This is a genomic window from Nostoc linckia z4 (genome assembly GCF_002608075.1).
Taxonomy (GTDB): Bacteria; Cyanobacteriota; Cyanobacteriia; order Cyanobacteriales; family Nostocaceae; genus Nostoc; species Nostoc linckia.
In genome coordinates this window covers 26529-43827 of sequence record NZ_LAHA01000045.1, presented here as the reverse complement: position 1 = coordinate 43827, position 17299 = coordinate 26529, and the positions used below count along the sequence as shown (strand labels likewise).

Genomic DNA, 17299 nt, shown 5'->3' with positions numbered 1-17299 from the left:
CTTAGCGTACAATTTTTCCGTTTTGGCACGGTGATGCCAGTTTAAGGCATCAGAATTTTTTTGAATTGGCATAATTTTTGCACGAGAAGAATGCGTAGCCCAACTTTGGAAAGTACTGCAACAGGGGGGAATTATGGTGACGCGTTTGAAATCTCGCAGGCAAAGTTTATTTGCACTGGATTGGTTGAATGTATTTCTAGCAGATATTCAAGGTGGTGTAGGGCCTTTTTTGGTTGTCTACCTCACGTCAAGTCTGCATTGGAACCCAGCACAAGTAGGTTTGGTAATGACTATTTCTGGATTGGCGGGGGTAATAGCTCAAACGCCTGCTGGAGCCTTAATTGATCGAGTTAAACAGAAGCGATCGCTGATTGTCGTAGGGGCAGTTTTAATTGCTATTAGTTCAATTTTTATAGCTATTATTCCATCATTCCCCATCATTTTAACAGCCCAATCTTTGACTGCCATAGCTGGAGCGTTCTTTGGCCCTACTATCGCTGCCATTTCTCTAGGATTAGTTGGACGACAAGGAATTGAACGCCGCATCGGGCGTAACCAAACTTTGAGTTCGGCGGGAAATGTAGTAGCAGCATTACTGGCAGGATTAATCGGTCAGTTTGTTGGTCAAGCAGGTATTTTTTATTTCATCGCCCTGATGTCACTAGCAGTAATTACTTGTACATTACGAATTCGCAAACAAGATATTGATTACCGACTAGCACGAGGGGGTGATGATGGCGATCGCCAAGTTCATGTTTCTAATATTACCAAAATGTTGAGCGATCGCCGCTTGCTAATCTTTGCTATGTGTGCAATATTATTTCACTTTGCTAACGCTGCAATGCTGCCTTTAGTCGGTGAAGTACTGGCTCACCACAAAGGTGGTAGTCCGCCTTTATTCATGTCTGCCTGCATTATCACAGCACAACTAGTGATGGTGCCACTAGGAATTTTAGTCGGTCAACGGGCGAGCCGCAGCAAGCGTAAACCGATATTTTTATTGGCGTTTCTAGTATTGCCGATTCGCGGTGTGTTGTATACCCTCAGCGATAATCCATTCTTTTTAGTATCTGTACAATTACTAGATGGTATAGGCGCAGGAATTTTTGGCGTAATGCAGCTTTTGGTAATAGCCGATTTAACTAAAGGAACAGGACACTTTAATTTAGCGCAAGGGGCAATTGGGGCTGCCGTTGGGATTGGGGCTTCTCTAAGTAACTCCTTGGCTGGTTTTGTCGCTAAAGAAGCAGGATACAACGTTAGTTTTTTAAGTATGGCAGCGATCGCTGCTGCTGCTTTAGCTTTCTTTTGGTTCTTGATGCCAGAAACTAAATCTACACCCCATTCGGGAAGCTCTAGAGAGTTAGCTGGGGTGGGAGAGTAGGCAATGGTAGTACTGCAATACTTAGCGATTTTAATAACTTACATTGGGTTAGGGTTTGGTTACTTACCCGGACTGCGGATGAACCGTGCCACAATTGCCCTTGTTGGTGCAGCTTTGTTGATGGCATTGGGATTATTGGATCTGCCTGCGGCGTGGAGGGCAATTGATTACAAGACACTCATCTTTTTGTTCGGGATGATGATTATTAGTGCTAATCTGGCAGCGGCGGGTTTTTTCCGGTTGGCTGTTGATTACACCATCCGCCATATCCACAGCCGATTCGGGTTATTAATAGTCTTGACTTTTGGTAGCGGCTTTCTCTCAGCACTGTTCCTCAACGATACTATCGCCCTCATCCTCACGCCTCTGGTAGTCGGCATCGCTCAACTGCTAAACCTTAATCCTGTTCCCTATCTCTTGGCACTGGCAGGAGCGACTAATCTGGGTTCAGTTGCCACCCTGAGCGGCAATCCTCAGAATATCTTAATCGGTTCTTTCTCTGGCATTAGTTATCTCAACTTTGCTAAAGCTTTGACACCGATTGCTTTGATATGTTTAATTATCCAGGTGGGTTGGTTGTGGTGGTTGTATCCAGAAGTACGTTCCTTGCGTCCGGATTTGAAAGTAGAGCCGCCTCATTATCGCATCTTAAAACCACTATTAATTAAAAGTTTACTAATTACTGCTGGATTGTTGGTTGCTTTTTTAATTGGCATTCCGACTGCGGAAGCCACATTAATTGCGGCTGGACTATTGCTAGTTACACGTCGTCTCAAGCCAGAGCGAATTTTACAAAAGGTAGATTGGGATTTACTAGTCATGTTTTCTGGGTTGTTCATCCTAACTGAGGGTGTGCAGAAATTGGGTGCAGTAGAATGGTTTTCCCGTTTTGTTGATACTCCCTTGAATATTTTGGGAGTAACGGTATTGTTATCAAATCTGGTATCCAATGTGCCGGCGATACTATTGTTACATCACCTAATTCCCCATCCAGATACACAAACTTGGCTATTGTTAGCGGCGGCTTCTACACTGGCGGGAAATTTGACGCTGCTGGGTTCTGTAGCTAATTTGATTGTGGCGGAAGCGGTTGCCAAGCGAGGACATCAGCTAACTTTTGGGGAACATTTGCGTTTTGGGCTACCGTTAACTGTTGTGACTCTGGCACTCAGCTATTTCTGGATTTATTAAATTTACGTGTATGAGATGAATCAATCCCCGCTAATTGACGGTACTTGACGACAGTCCGACGGGCAATTTCTACGCCAAATCGCAACTTGAGTAGTTGCGAAAGTTGTTCATCGCTGTAGGGTTTGCCAGTTGTTTCTTCTTGAATCAGTTGCATAATTAACTGTTGAATCTGTGTAGGTGTACGTCCACCAACACCAACAGGAGGACACAGCGATCGCAATGGTAAAATACGGTTTTGCTGTCCGCAAATTAATAAATAACGCTCTCGCACAATGCGGCTGATGGTAGCATCTGAAAGTCCAAGGGATTGAGCGACTAGCTGCTGTGGTGTGGGTACTAAATCTAGGTTGTCTTGACTGGCGAAAAAGGCTTGTTGGCGTTCAACTAAAAATTGTCCGACTTTGAGTAAGTTTTCTTGCCACTGGTCGAGTGCCGTTAGTAAATTCTGTGCCTGTTGCAGTAAAGATTCTAGCCGTGAGTTTTTCTGTATGTTCAAATTTGCAACTGCTTCTTCATCCAAGGAATACTCTTGGCTTACCTGAGAAACTAAAGAAACCTGCCACTTGTTTGCATCAGGTTTGGCTTGGAGATCGGGAGTAACGATACTCGTTGGAGAATAGCTAAAGTTCCTTCCCGGTCGAGGTTCTAGGGTTTGAATTTCCCCAATTGCTGCTGCGAGTGCTGGTAAAGTCGGTGGTTCTAAGAGTCTTTGTTGTAGTTTTTCACACAATAGTTGTTGATTGTATTTAACCTCGTTGGAGTTACCTACACACTTAGCTACATCTTCTAAATAATCTCGTACTAAGAGGGTTGTTAGACTATGGGGCCGATCTCGCAGTTGTATCAGCAGACATTCTTGTAAGGATCTCGCTCCCACACCTGGAGGATCGAGGTGTTGCAGCAAAGGCACAACTGCTTCTAACTCCGAGGCACTCCAAGAACTTCCTGCTGCCCACAGCAGTGGTGATTCTGCCAAATAGCCAGAGGGTGAAAGCCAAGTTGTGAGGTAAATTAATGCTTCTCGTTGTCTAGAAGTAATGTTGAGAGCGGAAATTTGCCCTCGTAAATGTTCTTGTAAACTGGGTTCTTTGGTAATTGGCTCATACCAACTTGGTAAAATATCCTCTAGCAATGCTTCTCGATTTGCTGAGTTTTTCTGCAAGAAGGGATTTTGCTTGGCTTGTTCTTGTAAATACTCTCGAACTCGCAGATGATTCCAAGGTAGGAGTTGCACCAACTGTCGTAAAGTAGGATAGAGAACTGCTTGCGTTTCTAAATGCGTTTCTAAGGCAGGATTGGTAGACAAAGCCTGTAAATTCACGATCGCTCATCCTTTTGGCTAAAAACTAAATGTTCGGGTAAGATTGTGCGTCCGCCAGAGAGAATCGCTGCTCGTTCTAAAGTGTTTTGTAACTCGCGCACATTGCCAGGAAAAGCATAATTGCGTAATTTATTGATTGCCGACTCAGCCAAGGCCAAACGTTTTAAGCCCCGTCGCATGGCAATGGTGTTGAGAAAGTGTTGTGTAAGTTGTTCTAAATCTTCAGGGCGATCGCGCAACGGCGGCAATTCAATTCGCACAACATTCAACCGATAAAATAAATCTTCGCGGAATTGATTTCGCTGTACCATCTGCTCTAAATGGCGATTGGTGGCGGCAATAATTCGGACATCTACCGTGCGTGTCTGATTGCTGCCCAATCTTTCAAAGGAACGGTCTTGTAATACCCGCAACAGCTTACCTTGAATGCCAGGGCTGAGTTCTCCTACTTCGTCTAAAAAAATTGTGCCGCTATTAGCCTGCTCAAATCGACCGATCCGCAGGTGATTCGCCCCAGTAAATGCCCCTTTCTCATGTCCAAATAATTCTGCTTCTAATAAATGTTCTGGGAGTGCGGCACAGTTAACTTTGACTAAAGGTGCTTTATTGCGAGGACTGGCAGTATGAAGTGTGGCAGCAACTAGTTCTTTACCTGTACCGGATTCTCCCGTAATCATCACCGTTGTATCTGTGGGAGCAATACGACCAATCAGCTTAAAGACAGATTGCATTGATGGCGATCGCCCCAATAATTCCTCTTGTCCCGTCTGCAATGTAGATTCACTAACTTGATACATCGGTTCTTGGTGATGGGCTAAGGCTTTGGCTGTCAGGTTAACCAATTCGTCTAAGTCAAAGGGTTTAGTTAGGTAATCGTAAGCACCCAACTGCATCGCCTCGATGGCTGTGCGGCTAGTTCCGTAGGCTGTCATCACAATCACTGGCAACTCAAATAGCTTTCGATCTAGATGCTTGAGTACAGTCATACCTTGGGTTTTGGGCATCTTGAGGTCTAAAAACACCAAATCGGGACGGCTGGCAGCATCTTGCAACAACTTTAATCCTTGCTCTCCATCTGCTGCTTCTACAACTTCATATCCTTCGCTGCAAAGAATTTGAGCGATCGCCTGTCTCAAGGCTTTTTCGTCGTCAACTATCAGAATTTTTGCCATTGCACTTGCTATCCTCATGAAAAACAGGTAGATAAATACTGAAGCGAGTACATCCTGGTTGAGACTGGACATCGATATACCCTGCATTACGCGTAACAATTTCATGACTGATTGCCAGTCCTAGTCCCGTTCCTTCCGGCTTAGTGGAATAAAACGGCACGAAAATTTGCTCTTTTTCAGCCGTAGATAATCCCTGTCCTCGATCCTCAACCCAGGCAACTAAATAGTTACGTTCTTGTGTAACTCCGATGCTTACCTCCCCGCCTTGGGGACTAGCTTGAATTGCATTCAAAATCAAATTCACCAATACTTGTCCGAGTTCGCGCCGACGTAGTGAAGTTTGCTCCAAGGGTTGAGCAGGAGGATGATAAACTAATTCGACTTGACATTCTTCGGCCTTTAAACGTAACAAAGCAATTGATTCACAGGCGATCGCTTCGAGTGAAGTCAGGCTGGGAATTTCCTGTTGGTTGCGATCGAAGTACAAAAGTCGCTGTACCAAAGACTCCAAACGCTCCACCTGTTCGAGCAAACTAGCAATCGGCAAATTAGTAATTTCTTGTTTCTGGAGTTGGCGTTGTGTATATTGCAAATTCAACCGCATACTCGCAAGGGGATTGCGGACTTCATGGGCAACACCAGCTACCATCTGTCCCAAGGAGGCCAAACGCCCTACTCGCTGCAAGCGTTGTTCCAAATCTTGACGGCGAGACTGCATTGTATTGATAGCAGTTCCCAATAATCCCATCTCTGCGGGGAGAGGTGGAATTTGCTCTTTGGGATTTACCTCCATTGCCTTGAGGCTATCTTGTAATCTTTGTACGCCTGTTTGAAGTTGCACGGCAATGGCAAAAGTCCAGACACCAATAATCAGAATTCCCACCACTATCAAGCCACTCAGAATTTTTGGCTGTCCATCTTCAATACGCGGCATCCGTTTCATTGTCCACACAGCACCCCATAGTGGTAGGGGATCGGCTCGCAGTACCAAAATATCTAACTTTGGTCGCAGTACTAATTCTTGGGGTAATCCTTGACTAGTTGCTTGTCGCGTCAATTGCAAAATCGAGTCTTGTTCCGCAGGTGGGATATCAGTTTTTGGCACTGGCCCGCCATGAGTCGGGAAAGCATATCCCAACAGGCGATCGCCACCCAGAAGATAGAATCCGCCTTCTACACGAGGAAAGTTTGCCAAAGCGTCTGTTGATAAACTTTGCAAAGACTTATTTAAACGTGCATTTGGGATTTGTGTACGATCCAGCCGCGATTCCCAAAACAACTTAATCAGTCGTGTATTGGCACTGGCAAGTTCGCGCTGATTCCGGGCAATTACCGTTCCTTCAAGACTTTCAAACAGTTGGATGACCAACCATAATGCTAATCCACTAAAGCCGAGAAACAGCACTGTCAAAATGGTGAGTTGTTGCCGCAGTGTCCAGCGTCGTAGAACCATAAAAAAAATAAAAGATGCCAGAACTAGTAGTTAGCCAAGGCAACTTGCCGGGGAAAAGGGCAAGGGGGAAGGGGGAAAGGTTTTTTATTCCTTACCCTTTTCCCTTTAACCAACCTCCACCTAACATTTTTGGGTTGGCAGACTACTAGTTTTATCTTGCTCGATTTCGTCTGAGTTAACTTGTACCTTTGGCACGATTTTTGCACTTTATGAATGTGTAATTTTTAGTGAGGTTGCAATATGAATCATTCAAGCGATCGCATTACGAACCAAACTGCTACAGAATTATTTGCTCTAGCAGCCCAACTCCAAGGACAAAAATCCCATGACTATACACCTTCGGAACTGGTTCAAGCTGCAACAGAAGCAGGTATTTCTCCTGAAAATCTTCAGGAGGCATTACAACTTATGCGTATTCAAAATACTCAAAACCAGATTCGCCGCCACAATCTCCGCTTAATTGTTAACAGTGGAATAGTTGGGGTAGCGATCGCCTTAACAAGTGTTTGGGCTTACTTTAACTTCAAAGTTAATTCAGCGATCGCCGGACGGACATTGCCTGCGGTAATTGTTTCTCCAGTCAATCCAGTTGCACCCGAAGACGGCTTTGTTGCAAACTACACTGGCACAGTGCAACAATACTTACTCAATCCAGAAGGTAAAGTTGATGGCTTACTACTCAAAAATAAACTTCAGGTGAAGTTTCCACCTCATTTAACTAATCAACTGACAAACGCGATCGCTCCCGGTGCTGAGGTAAGAATTGCTGGTAAGGCTGGTGTAGCCACTCGCTTTGGTCAGGAAGTCGAGGCAAGCCAAATCACCAATCAACAGAATCAACAGACAATTGCTGTCCAATCTCCAATGGCTCCTCCTCCACCGCCTGTCAACAAAGCCAATACTTACACGAGTCTTTCTGCTGAGGGAACTGCTCAGAATTGGCTGGTTGGACATCGGGGAGAACTGAATGGACTGATCCTTTCCTCTGGTGTAGAAGTGAAATTTCCGCCCCATGTTGGCGAGCAACTTGTGAATATGATTCAAGGAAACGATAAAGTTCAGGTTCAGGGTTTTGGCAGTCGCAACAGCTATGGTCAAGTAATAGAAGTAACTCGTTTAAGTGTAAATGGAGAAAATGTAGCTATCTCTCCACTACCACCTAGATAACTTGAGTAATTGAGATTTTACACTGTGGGTCATATACCTGGATTTCTCACAAAGCTTGAAGAAATAGGGGTCAAAAACTGCCAAAATGCATATTGCACAACAATTCCACCAGTTTGAAGTATGACCCTCAAATAAAAACGATTGTATCCCAGAACAGTTCGTATTTGAACAAGTAAAGTCATGTCCAGTTGTAATTAATTTTAAGGGTGAACCTGTAACATCTGATGCAGGATTAACATTAATTGCGCGAACGGTGAGAAAAAGAGGAATAACATCACAGCTAACAGCCTGTTTCAAAGATTACTGAGAGCCAAATAAGATTCTGCATCCAGTCAATAGTTTAATTGCACAACGAATACAGAACTTTTGAGGTACATGAGGTACACCAATAATACACGTAAGTATAATTTTATTAATACTTTATAAATAACTGGCTAATTGAATGTGTTTTTGATGTGATACTTAGAAAATCTCATACTCCTCATCCCTCAATACTTGTCGGGTTTTGGGGAAAAGGACAAGGGGAAAGGGGAAAGAAAAACCTTTAACCTTTACCCTTTAACCTTTTCCCCTTTCCCCAATGCCGAGTTAAAAATCGTTAACCGAGTAGTATTGCCTCATCCCTCACCCTAGCTGCGGAATGTAGGTGGTTTCAAGGAGTTGCTTCCTCTTGTTTGTCAGAAATTTAATTTTCATACAAGTCTATTCCAGAAGCCTCATATATGTTTGAGACAAACTTTTCTGATTTCGATAATTCTGCTTTGTTTACTGGTTTTCCCTCAAGTCAAAGTCTAGGGTCGAACTTGAGTGCCAACTTATTGTTAACTGAGCCACAGTTAGTAAATCCTCAGTCAATTGCTTTCGTCGATTTAAGTATTCCTGAGGTAGAACAAATTCTTCAAGGTTTAACTGCTGACCTGATTATTCCGCTTCAGTCTGAGCAAGATAGTATTACACAAATAACTGAGACGCTCTCTAATTATGACGATCTTTTAGGAGTTCATATTATTTCCCACGGCAGTTCTGGTCAACTGGAGCTTGGGGATTCTGTAGTCAATCTTCAGACACTCAGCAGCCGAAGTCAAGACTTACGAACCTGGGCAGATGCTTTAGCGCCTGATGCCGATATCTTGCTGTACGGTTGTAATGTTGCCGCAGGTACAGTGGGGAGTACCTTTGTTTCCGAATTGGGGCAATTGACTGGGGCTGATGTAGCTGCATCAACAGATCTAACTGGGAATGTATCTCAAGGTGGCAACTGGGTGCTAGAGTACGCAACTGGTACAATTGAATCTCCTCTAGCCATCCAGCCTTCGCTTTTAAATACCTATAATGGGGTGCTGGCTAGCTTTGACTTCACGAATTTTGCCAGCACGAGTGGACTCAAATTTAATGGCAGTTCGGCCAAGTTTGGTACTGCACTGCGTTTGACTCCAGCTTCTGCATCTAAGACGGGTAGTGTTTTCTATACTACCCCCATTGCATTGGATACTGACACCTCCTTTCAAACCCAGTTTCAATTTCAATTGAGAGGTGGAACTCTTGGATCTGATGGATTTACCTTTGTGTTGCAAAATAGTCCAGCAAAGGCCAATGCTATCGGTAGTAGAGGTGGCAATTTGGGCTATGGCGGGACTGTCAGCCCTATTACTCAGAGTTTAGCGATTAAGTTTGACACTTTTAAGAATGCAACAGATCCTAACAACAACAACATTGCTGTGCTGCGAGATGGTAATGTAACTGCTGCGCTTGCAACCACCAGTAATGTCACTGATTCAAACTCAGGTACGCCAATCGATCTGAACTCCGGTACGCCAATTAATGCTTGGATTGAGTACAACGGTAATACCGACAAACTGGATGTTTTCCTTTCTCAAAGTTCGACTAAACTTCCAACCGCCAAAGCAGCACTTTCCTACGAGATTGATTTAACTTCTGTTCTCGGTTCCCAAGCCTTTGTTGGCTTTACTGCTGGGACAGGATCTCGATTTAATGCTCAAGATATTAACAGTTGGACATTCAATTCCGATAATAATACCTCAAGTGGATTAGTAGGCTATTGGAAATTTGAAGAAGCGACAGGTAATACTGTTTTAGACAGCTCTGGCAATAATAATAGCGGATCGTTAATTAATTCCAGCAGAACGGTTGGTCTATATGGCCAAGCTCTTCAAGTGACAGGAAGCAATAGCTCCCATGCCAGTATACCTGCTTCAGCTAGTATTAACTCTATGACTAATCAAATCACTGTCTCAGCCTGGGTACGTCCAAATGTTCAACCAGTGGGTTTTAGGGCTGTTGTAAATAGACAGATTGGCGACTCTCTTCATCCCGATCAATTCTTTTTGGGGTTTGGCCCGCGCAATCAAGTAATGAAGTATAAATGGGAAATAGGCACCAGTGATGGTGAAGGTAATGTTTACGAAGGTTCGCCAACTACCGATCGCTGGGTACATATGGTAGGGACATACGATGGGAGTATGCTCCGTCTTTATGTTGATGGTGTTCAAATTGGTAGTAGCCCGCTTACTGGCAACATATTAGTAGATAACAATCCAGTAACTATTGGTGCAGCCGAGAACTATGGTGAGGGGACACCATTGGGCGATCGCTTTAATGGATTAATTGATGAAGTCCGCATCTATAATCGTGCTTTGAGTGCAACTGAAGTTAAGAACTTACAGTGAAATAGCTTACTAATATGTAAATCCCCTCTCCCATTTGGAGAGGGGTTTAAAGTCAAGTTACGCCGGATAAATCCTGAGGCGACGATTTGGTTCTTCGCCAAAGCTGTGAGACTTGAGTCGATAGTGTTCTACCAACTCATGTTGCATTTTTCGGACTTGGGGAGAACGTGGCAATAATTCCACTGGTTGTCCTTTGGGAATGACAATTTGCTCTACAGCAAGTCTAGCTTCTTCCAAGGCGTCCATTTCGTCATCGCTACCACTGTGCAAAAACAGTTGCAGTTCTCGGTCGTCGGCCAGTTCTGGGTCGTCGATGTTCAGCAACCGCCGCAAACCACGGGTAATTTGAGGAATGGTGCTGGATTTTATCATGTGGATAGGCACATGACGGGCTTTGGCCATTTGGCGTAATTTGGCATGATTTTTGACATGCGATCGCAGTGCTAAAATTGCATCTGCACTATCTATATCTTTTGTCAAGACCACAGGTAAAGTTAACACGCTGATTACCTGTTCGAGTTGGTGGCGGCTAACGCCATAGGGGTAAATGTGCAGTGGTAAATCTTCACCATTTGGCCCCGACTGTCTAGTAGCATCCAAATCAATGCTTTCAGAATAGTTGAAGGATTCATCCAGCAAGCGGTCAAACTCACTGCGCCCAGTTACCCGCTCCACAGGCAACTGGGGCAGTGCTAGCATTTGTCCGGATGAACGCCAGCCGTTGGACTGTCGCCCGGAAGGAAAAGATTCTTCCCCTGCTGCTAGATGCCCTCCGCGACCATTAACAACGGCTAATTGTCGTGTAATGGCAACTTTCCCCTGGTCATCAACGGTTCTTGTTTGTGGATTAGGCTGACGACCCCGCAACAGATTATCTACTGTGTCAGCAACGCTTTCGTGTATTACCCAACGTTGCCGTTCCAACATTTCCACAGCAATTTCAAAGGTGGGAGGGGCTTTGCGTTCCAAAACAGTTTTTTGCGAACCCCGGCGTCTAGCTTCGTCGTCTCCCAGAGTCACAGCTTGGATACCCCCAACTAAATCAGCCAGGGTGGGGTTTTTGATCAGGTTTTCAATCTGATTCCCGTGGGCAGTACCTACCAACTGTACACCGCGTTCGGCAATGGTACGAGCTGCTAAAGCTTCCAGTTCCGTGCCAATTTCATCAATGACAATGACTTCTGGCATGTGGTTTTCCACTGCTTCAATCATCACTTGATGCTGTTGGTTTGGATGAGCTACTTGCATCCGTCGAGCGCGACCAATGGCGGGGTGGGCAACATCACCATCCCCAGCTATTTCATTGGATGTATCAATAATCACTACTCGCTTTTGCAGTTCATCCGCTAAAACACGGGCAATTTCCCGTAGGGCAGTGGTTTTGCCCACACCTGGACGCCCCAGCATGAGAATCGATTTACCAGTTTCTACCAAATCGCGGATCATACCGATGGTTCCAAACACCGCCCGACCGACGCGACAGGTCAAACCAATAATCTTGCCTGTGCGGTTGCGGATGGCGCTGATCCGATGCAAAGTTTGCTCAATTCCTGCCCGATTATCTCCGCCAAAGATTCCAACTCGCTCAATGCAATCATCTATCTGTTCTTGAGTAACGGGTGTTTCGCTCAGATACTCAGCTTGATTGGGAAAGCGAGCTTCTGGACGGCGACCCAAATCCAAGACCACTTCAACTAAACTATCTCGTTTGGGATGACTCTCTAGTACTTGTCGCAGGTCTTGGGGCAAAATGTCTAATAACTTTTGGAGATCGTCTGTAATCGTCATGCTTTCTATGAGAGAGATAGCGAGGACATTTGCGTGCAGGAGAACCGAGTAATTAAGTTATCGCGCATTTAAGGCAGCACGTCTTTTGGTATTGACTGTTGAGAGTTAACCATCAGCAGTCAATAGCATCAAAACTGCAATTTCAAAGCTCAATAGCTTAATACTCCTGCTGTGACTTGATCTGGGAAACGAGAGAATGGGCTAGCTCTACAGCTTGCCAAAGTAATTCCTCATCTTCTTCTAAATGAACTGTAGTTTGAAAATTGGTTTTACTCACCTCCTTGTTTTCTAATTGTTCAAGAATGGGTGACAGCAGTACACGGGCGTAGCTACCGTAGGCAATTCCAGCGATATGTGACGCAAAGACTGGGAGACGCTCTGATGCTGTGAAAGAATTCTCCGTGTCAGAGCGTCCCCGCGTCCCCGTGTCCTCTTCCCCTGCCTGTTTGAGCAGTGCCATTGCCTTTAACTTGGCAACGGTATAGCTATTTGTGCCGCCTGCCAACTGCACATATCCCGGTAACTTAGCTGCCAAAACTTTTTGCCCTAATTTCACCGCTGCTAGGGTGGTGCCATCACCGATGTCACCGCTCATGGGGCGACCGTCGGTTTGCCAAATTAAAGCACTTTTGAGTGGGGTAATTAGTTTATACAGCGCTTTTAAGTAATCAGTCATCCCCTCGCCATCGGGACAACTTATGGCTACTACCTTTAGTGTATCAACCCACGGTAAAATTGCTTGCCATAATCGCTCAAATTCTGCCAACCGCCCAACTTTTGTATGGATTTCTACGGCATCTACTCCCGTTGACATTACCAATGGCGCGATCGCTCCCGGCGTTGACATATATGAATTTGTATAAATTATATCATATGGACAAACTGGTATACAACGACCACAGCCATAGCATTTCTCGGCTACTACTCCCGAAAATTCTTGTTTTATACTGTTAAACACGATTGCTTGTGCCGGACAAACCCTTTCACAGGGTCTAGGGCAGTCTGTAGGGCACTGAGTATGATTAAATTCTGCCTTACGAAAATGAGGGTCTTCTCCATCATTCAGGCTGACCATTAAAAAAGGTGAATTGCCTTTGTAGCCAAAGCCTCGCCCTTGGGCATCCCCAGCCAAATCCTTGGCTATTCGTAGCGCCGCTTGTGCTGCTGCAATTACCGCCGGATCGGCAGCCACATCTATGCAGTCAGCGCCCGCCAAAGTGTAGGCTAACGTTAAACTTCTGACTGCCGGCAGATGCTGGAAACTGGCTCCGCAGATGAGCTTGAACCAGTGACCAAGTTTTAGAGATTGTAAAGGGGCGAACAGATCGGTCACATTTCTATTATGCGTTTCTGAGACTAAAAATAGTAGTGTGTAATCAATAAAAAGTCCGGATTTGGTAATTTGGGGTATGGGGCATGGGGCATGGGGCATTGGCAAGAGGATGGGGAACTCTCAGCAGGGAGCAGGGGAGAGAAAAAAACTATATATCTAAATAATGGAATATTTTTTTATTTGGAAGTCCCCGTAAATTGAGTAATTGTCCCTTCATGGGGCAATCAAGCAAATGCAGTTAATACAGCAGATAGAACAGCAGCAGGAACAACAACGGCTAGTGGGAGCCATCGCTCTACATATCCGCCAATCTTTGCAGCTGCAAGACATTTTGAATACCAGTGTTCAAGAACTCCGCCAGTTACTCAAGGCGGATCGGGCATTAGTTTATCAGTTAAAACCTCAAATGAGGGGTAGTGTTGTAGCAGAGTCGGTTTTACCTGAATGGATAAAAGTCTCAGAACTGGAAATTGAAGATACTTGTTTGCAGCAAAGCCAGAGGGAAGAATATAGTCATGGAAAAATCTGGATAGCGACGAACATCTACGAAGCGGGTTTAAGTGAGTGCCACCTTCAATTATTAGAGCAGTTTCAGGTAAAGGCAAGTTTAGTGGTGCCGATTTTGCTCAAGAACAAAGAAACTCCAACATTGGAACTGTGGGGACTTTTTATCGTTCATCAATGTTCTGCGCCGCGACAATGGCAGACATTTGAAGTGGAATTGCTCAAACAATTGACGGTGCAACTAGCCATCGCCATTCAACAAGCCGAACTTTACCACAATCTCCAAAGCCTCAACGCTCAGTTAGAAGCCAAAGTCCAGGAACGCACTGCGGCATTAGAGGAAAGCGATCGCCGATTTCGCGCCATCTTCAATAACACTTTCCAATTCACAGGTTTATTGACACCAGATGGCATTTTGCTAGAAGCAAATCAGACTGCACTGAGTTTTGGTGGACTGAAGCTAGAAGATGTCGTCAACCGTCCTTTTTGGGAAACACACTGGTGGACGATTTCACCACAAACCCAAGAACAATTAAAACAAGCCATCGCCCGTGCAGCTCAAGGTGAGTTTATCCGTTACGAAGTTGATGTGATTGGGGCAAATAACCAAATAGCAACCATTGATTTTTCCCTACGTCCCCTACAAAACGAAAGCGGTCAAGTGGTTTTGTTGATTCCTGAAGGGCGAGACATCACCCAACGCAAACAAACAGAAGAAACGCTACGTAAAAGTCAAGCTTTGCTAGAAGAATCCCAGCGAGTTGCTCGCCTTGGCAATTGGGAATATGAACTGGCCAGTGGTAAAATTACTTGGTCTCAGGGACTTTTTCACCTCTTCAATCGGCAACCCTCACTTTTAGAGCCGACTTATGAAGAAAATCTGCAATTGTATCATCACGAAGATGGCCAGAAATTGCACCAAAGTGTAGAGCGAGCCATCGCCACTGGTGAGTCCTACAAAGAAATTCTCCGCGTACCACAGCCAGATGGTTCCCATTGCTACTTCGAGGCCATTGGACATGCAGAATTCAACGCCGATGGACAAGTAATTCGTCTTTATGGTACTGCTCAAGATGTCACAGAAAAGCAAGCCGCGCAGCGCGATCGCCAAACAGCTGAAGAAACCTTACGCCAAAGTGAAAAACGTTGGCAACTGGCCATCGCAGGTACTAACGAAGCAATTTGGGATTGGGACATCTGCACCAATCGCACCTTTCGGTCGGCTCGTTGGTTCGCAATTTTGGGATACGAACCCCACGAAATCAGCGATGGCGATGAAGAGTGGGAAACTCGCATTCATCCTGATGACTACACCAGAGTCATGGCTGCACAAGAAGCTTATTTGAGTAGGCAAGCTCCAGATTATAACGTAGAGTATCGTCTGCGGTGCAAGGATGGCAGCTATCGTTGGGTGCGATCGCGGGCAAAAGCTGTTTGGGATGAGCAAGGAAATGCAGTGCGATTAGTTGGTTCCCTGGGAGACGTGAGCGATGTATACCAGGAGCTTCGCTTACGCAAACTTGCCGAGGAAAAACTCCGACATAGTGAAGCCCGATTCCAAGCATTTATGGACAATAGTCCGGTGCTAGCTTGGATTACTGATACTGATGGACAGATAGTATATTTAAACCAAACATATTTACGTACATTTAAATTACAACCCCAACAGGTGGTTGGGCAATCCATATTTGACCTCTACCCAACAGAAATTGCTCAGCAGCATTTAGATCGCATCCGCGCAACCACACAAACAAATCAGGTACTTGAAGTCATTGAAACTGCTCCTCGACCAGACGGCACCACTGGTGAATTTTTGGTATACAAATTTCCGATTTTGGGATTGTCGGCACAAAAATTAGTGGGTAGGGTGGCCATTGACATCACAGAACGTAAAATTCTGGAACGAGAACTAGCTCATCAGCAACAGTTATTGGATGCTTTTATTAGTAGCGCACCTGTTGGTTTAACAGTTCTTGATGGCAAGTTGCATTTTACATTGGTGAATCAAGCACTAGCACAAATGAATGGAATTCAGGCAGCAGCGCATATTGGCAAGACTGTGTGGGAGATTATCCCGGATTTGGCACGAAAGCTAGAACCGATCTTTCAACAGGTTTTAACAATGGGTGAACCGATTCTGGATGTGGAAATCGACGGCGAAACTCCAAAACACCCTGGTGTGAAGCGGACGTGGTTAGTTTCCTGCTTTCCGATTCTTTCTCAGGCTGAGCAACCCATTAGCGTTGGCTTTGTAATTGTGGAAATCAGCGATCGCAAACGCGCCCAACAGATGTTAGAACTGCAAGCAGTAATTACCCGAAACATCGCTGAGGGAATTTGCTTAATTAGAGTTACTGATGCCATTATTGTCTACGCCAATCCGAAATTCGAGCAAATGTTTGGCTATGACTCTGGGGAATTAGTTGGTCAGCATGTATCAATTGTCAACTACGGCGATGAAAACAATACACCTGAAGATGTTAACCAGGCAATTAGAGCTGCTGTTTTCCAACACGGTGAAGCTACTTATGAAATTCATAATGTCAAGAAAGATGGCACGCCTTTTTGGTGTAGTGCTACTAGTTCTGTCTTTGAGCATCCTGAGTATGGAAGCGTCATTGTCGCTGTCCAACAAGATATTACTGAGCATAAGCAAGCAGAGGAAAAAATCAAAGCTTCTCTGAAAGAAAAAGAGGTATTACTCAAAGAAATTCACCATCGGGTAAAGAACAATTTAGGAATTGTCAGCAGTTTGCTACAAATGCAGTGCAGACGCACACAAGATCCTCAAGTAGCTGCAATTCTCCGCGATAGCCAAAACCGCATCGCCTCTATTGCCTTAGTTCATGAAAAATTGTATCGCTCTGAAGACCTCGCTGATATTGATTTTGCTCAATACATACCAGATTTAACAACTCACTTATTTGATTCCTATAACGTTAGTTCCAGTCAAATTAAACTGAAAGTTCGCATTGATGATGCTAGCCTCGATATCGAAACCGCCATTCCTTGTGGTTTGATTATCAATGAACTGGTTTCTAATGCTTTGAAATACGCTTTCGTTGGAAATTGTGAAGGAGAAATTGAAGTTAAATTTTATCAAGCATCAGAGGGTAATTTAATACTTATTATTCGAGATAATGGTATTGGTTTACCTGAAAATTTTGATACAAAAAAAAATAAAACGCTAGGCATCACCCTTGTCCAAGGTTTAGTCAAACAGCTAAGAGGAAAGATCGAAATTCAGTGTCAGCAGGGAACACAATTCAAAATTTCTTTTACGAACAGCAGGGCATAAA

Annotated in this window: 10 protein-coding genes and 1 pseudogene; 6 read left to right on the top strand and 5 right to left on the bottom strand. The window is 44.6% G+C overall.

The genetic code is table 11. From position 1 onward, the window contains the following. Positions 1-133 precede the first annotated feature (133 nt). Both VF06_RS27410 and VF06_RS27405 read left to right on the top strand, forming a co-directional pair. Positions 134-1384: an MFS transporter gene (locus tag VF06_RS27410; protein ID WP_099069059.1), complete on the top strand. Its 1251-nt coding sequence runs from the start codon at positions 134-136 to the stop codon at positions 1382-1384. Between the two features lie 3 nt (positions 1385-1387). Next, a complete protein-coding gene (locus VF06_RS27405; RefSeq protein WP_099069058.1) occupies positions 1388-2575 on the top strand; it encodes an anion transporter in 1188 nt (395 codons plus the stop codon). On the opposite strand, the gene VF06_RS27400 is transcribed toward VF06_RS27405, so the two are convergent. The 3 genes from VF06_RS27400 to VF06_RS27390 are packed head-to-tail and all read right to left on the bottom strand — an operon-like array spanning position 2553 to position 6521. After that, positions 2553-3896 (bottom strand): RNA polymerase factor sigma-54, encoded by a 1344-nt coding sequence (locus tag VF06_RS27400; protein ID WP_099069057.1) that lies wholly within the window; start codon positions 3894-3896, stop codon positions 2553-2555. The genes VF06_RS27405 and VF06_RS27400 overlap by 23 nt on opposite strands. Further along, complete coding sequence (locus VF06_RS27395; protein WP_099069056.1) at positions 3893-5068, bottom strand: sigma-54-dependent transcriptional regulator; 1176 nt, start codon at positions 5066-5068, stop codon at positions 3893-3895. Before VF06_RS27395 ends, VF06_RS27400 begins: the two co-directional genes overlap by 4 nt. Continuing rightward, positions 5046-6521 (bottom strand): sensor histidine kinase, encoded by a 1476-nt coding sequence (locus VF06_RS27390; protein ID WP_099069055.1) that lies wholly within the window; start codon positions 6519-6521, stop codon positions 5046-5048. Before VF06_RS27390 ends, VF06_RS27395 begins: the two co-directional genes overlap by 23 nt. Before the next feature lie 240 nt (positions 6522-6761). Between VF06_RS27390 and VF06_RS27385 the strand changes: the two genes are divergently transcribed. From VF06_RS27385 to VF06_RS27380, 3 genes and pseudogenes are all read left to right on the top strand, one after another. Next, positions 6762-7688: a hypothetical protein gene (locus VF06_RS27385; protein ID WP_099069054.1), complete on the top strand. Its 927-nt coding sequence runs from the start codon at positions 6762-6764 to the stop codon at positions 7686-7688. Between the two features lie 145 nt (positions 7689-7833). After that, positions 7834-7992, top strand: a pseudogene (locus VF06_RS43630) (transposase); the annotation flags it as partial. Positions 7993-8410: 418 nt separating this feature from the next. Then, on the top strand, positions 8411-10375 hold the full coding sequence (locus tag VF06_RS27380; RefSeq protein WP_099069053.1) for a DUF4347 domain-containing protein: 1965 nt from the start codon (positions 8411-8413) through the stop codon (positions 10373-10375). 57 nt (positions 10376-10432) lie between these two features. On the opposite strand, the gene VF06_RS27375 is transcribed toward VF06_RS27380, so the two are convergent. Then, positions 10433-12163, bottom strand: a complete 1731-nt coding sequence (locus VF06_RS27375; protein ID WP_099069052.1) for a R3H domain-containing nucleic acid-binding protein — start codon at positions 12161-12163, stop codon at positions 10433-10435. A 157-nt stretch (positions 12164-12320) separates the two neighbouring features. Then, a complete protein-coding gene (gene ldpA / locus VF06_RS27370; RefSeq protein WP_099069077.1) occupies positions 12321-13496 on the bottom strand; it encodes a circadian clock protein LdpA in 1176 nt (391 codons plus the stop codon). A gap of 232 nt (positions 13497-13728) precedes the next feature. Between ldpA and VF06_RS27365 the strand changes: the two genes are divergently transcribed. Further along, positions 13729-17298 (top strand): PAS domain S-box protein, encoded by a 3570-nt coding sequence (locus VF06_RS27365; protein WP_099069051.1) that lies wholly within the window; start codon positions 13729-13731, stop codon positions 17296-17298. The last annotated feature ends 1 nt before the right edge of the window (position 17299 follow it).

Coding starts and splice junctions, on each gene's coding strand:
- VF06_RS27410 (WP_099069059.1), top strand. CDS start 134: ATGGTGACGCGTTTGAAATCTCGCAGGCAAAGTTTATTTGCACTGGAT.
- VF06_RS27405 (WP_099069058.1), top strand. CDS start 1,388: ATGGTAGTACTGCAATACTTAGCGATTTTAATAACTTACATTGGGTTA.
- VF06_RS27395 (WP_099069056.1), bottom strand. CDS start 5,068: ATGGCAAAAATTCTGATAGTTGACGACGAAAAAGCCTTGAGACAGGCG.
- VF06_RS27390 (WP_099069055.1), bottom strand. CDS start 6,521: ATGGTTCTACGACGCTGGACACTGCGGCAACAACTCACCATTTTGACA.
- VF06_RS27385 (WP_099069054.1), top strand. CDS start 6,762: ATGAATCATTCAAGCGATCGCATTACGAACCAAACTGCTACAGAATTA.
- VF06_RS27380 (WP_099069053.1), top strand. CDS start 8,411: ATGTTTGAGACAAACTTTTCTGATTTCGATAATTCTGCTTTGTTTACT.
- VF06_RS27375 (WP_099069052.1), bottom strand. CDS start 12,163: ATGACGATTACAGACGATCTCCAAAAGTTATTAGACATTTTGCCCCAA.
- VF06_RS27365 (WP_099069051.1), top strand. CDS start 13,729: ATGCAGTTAATACAGCAGATAGAACAGCAGCAGGAACAACAACGGCTA.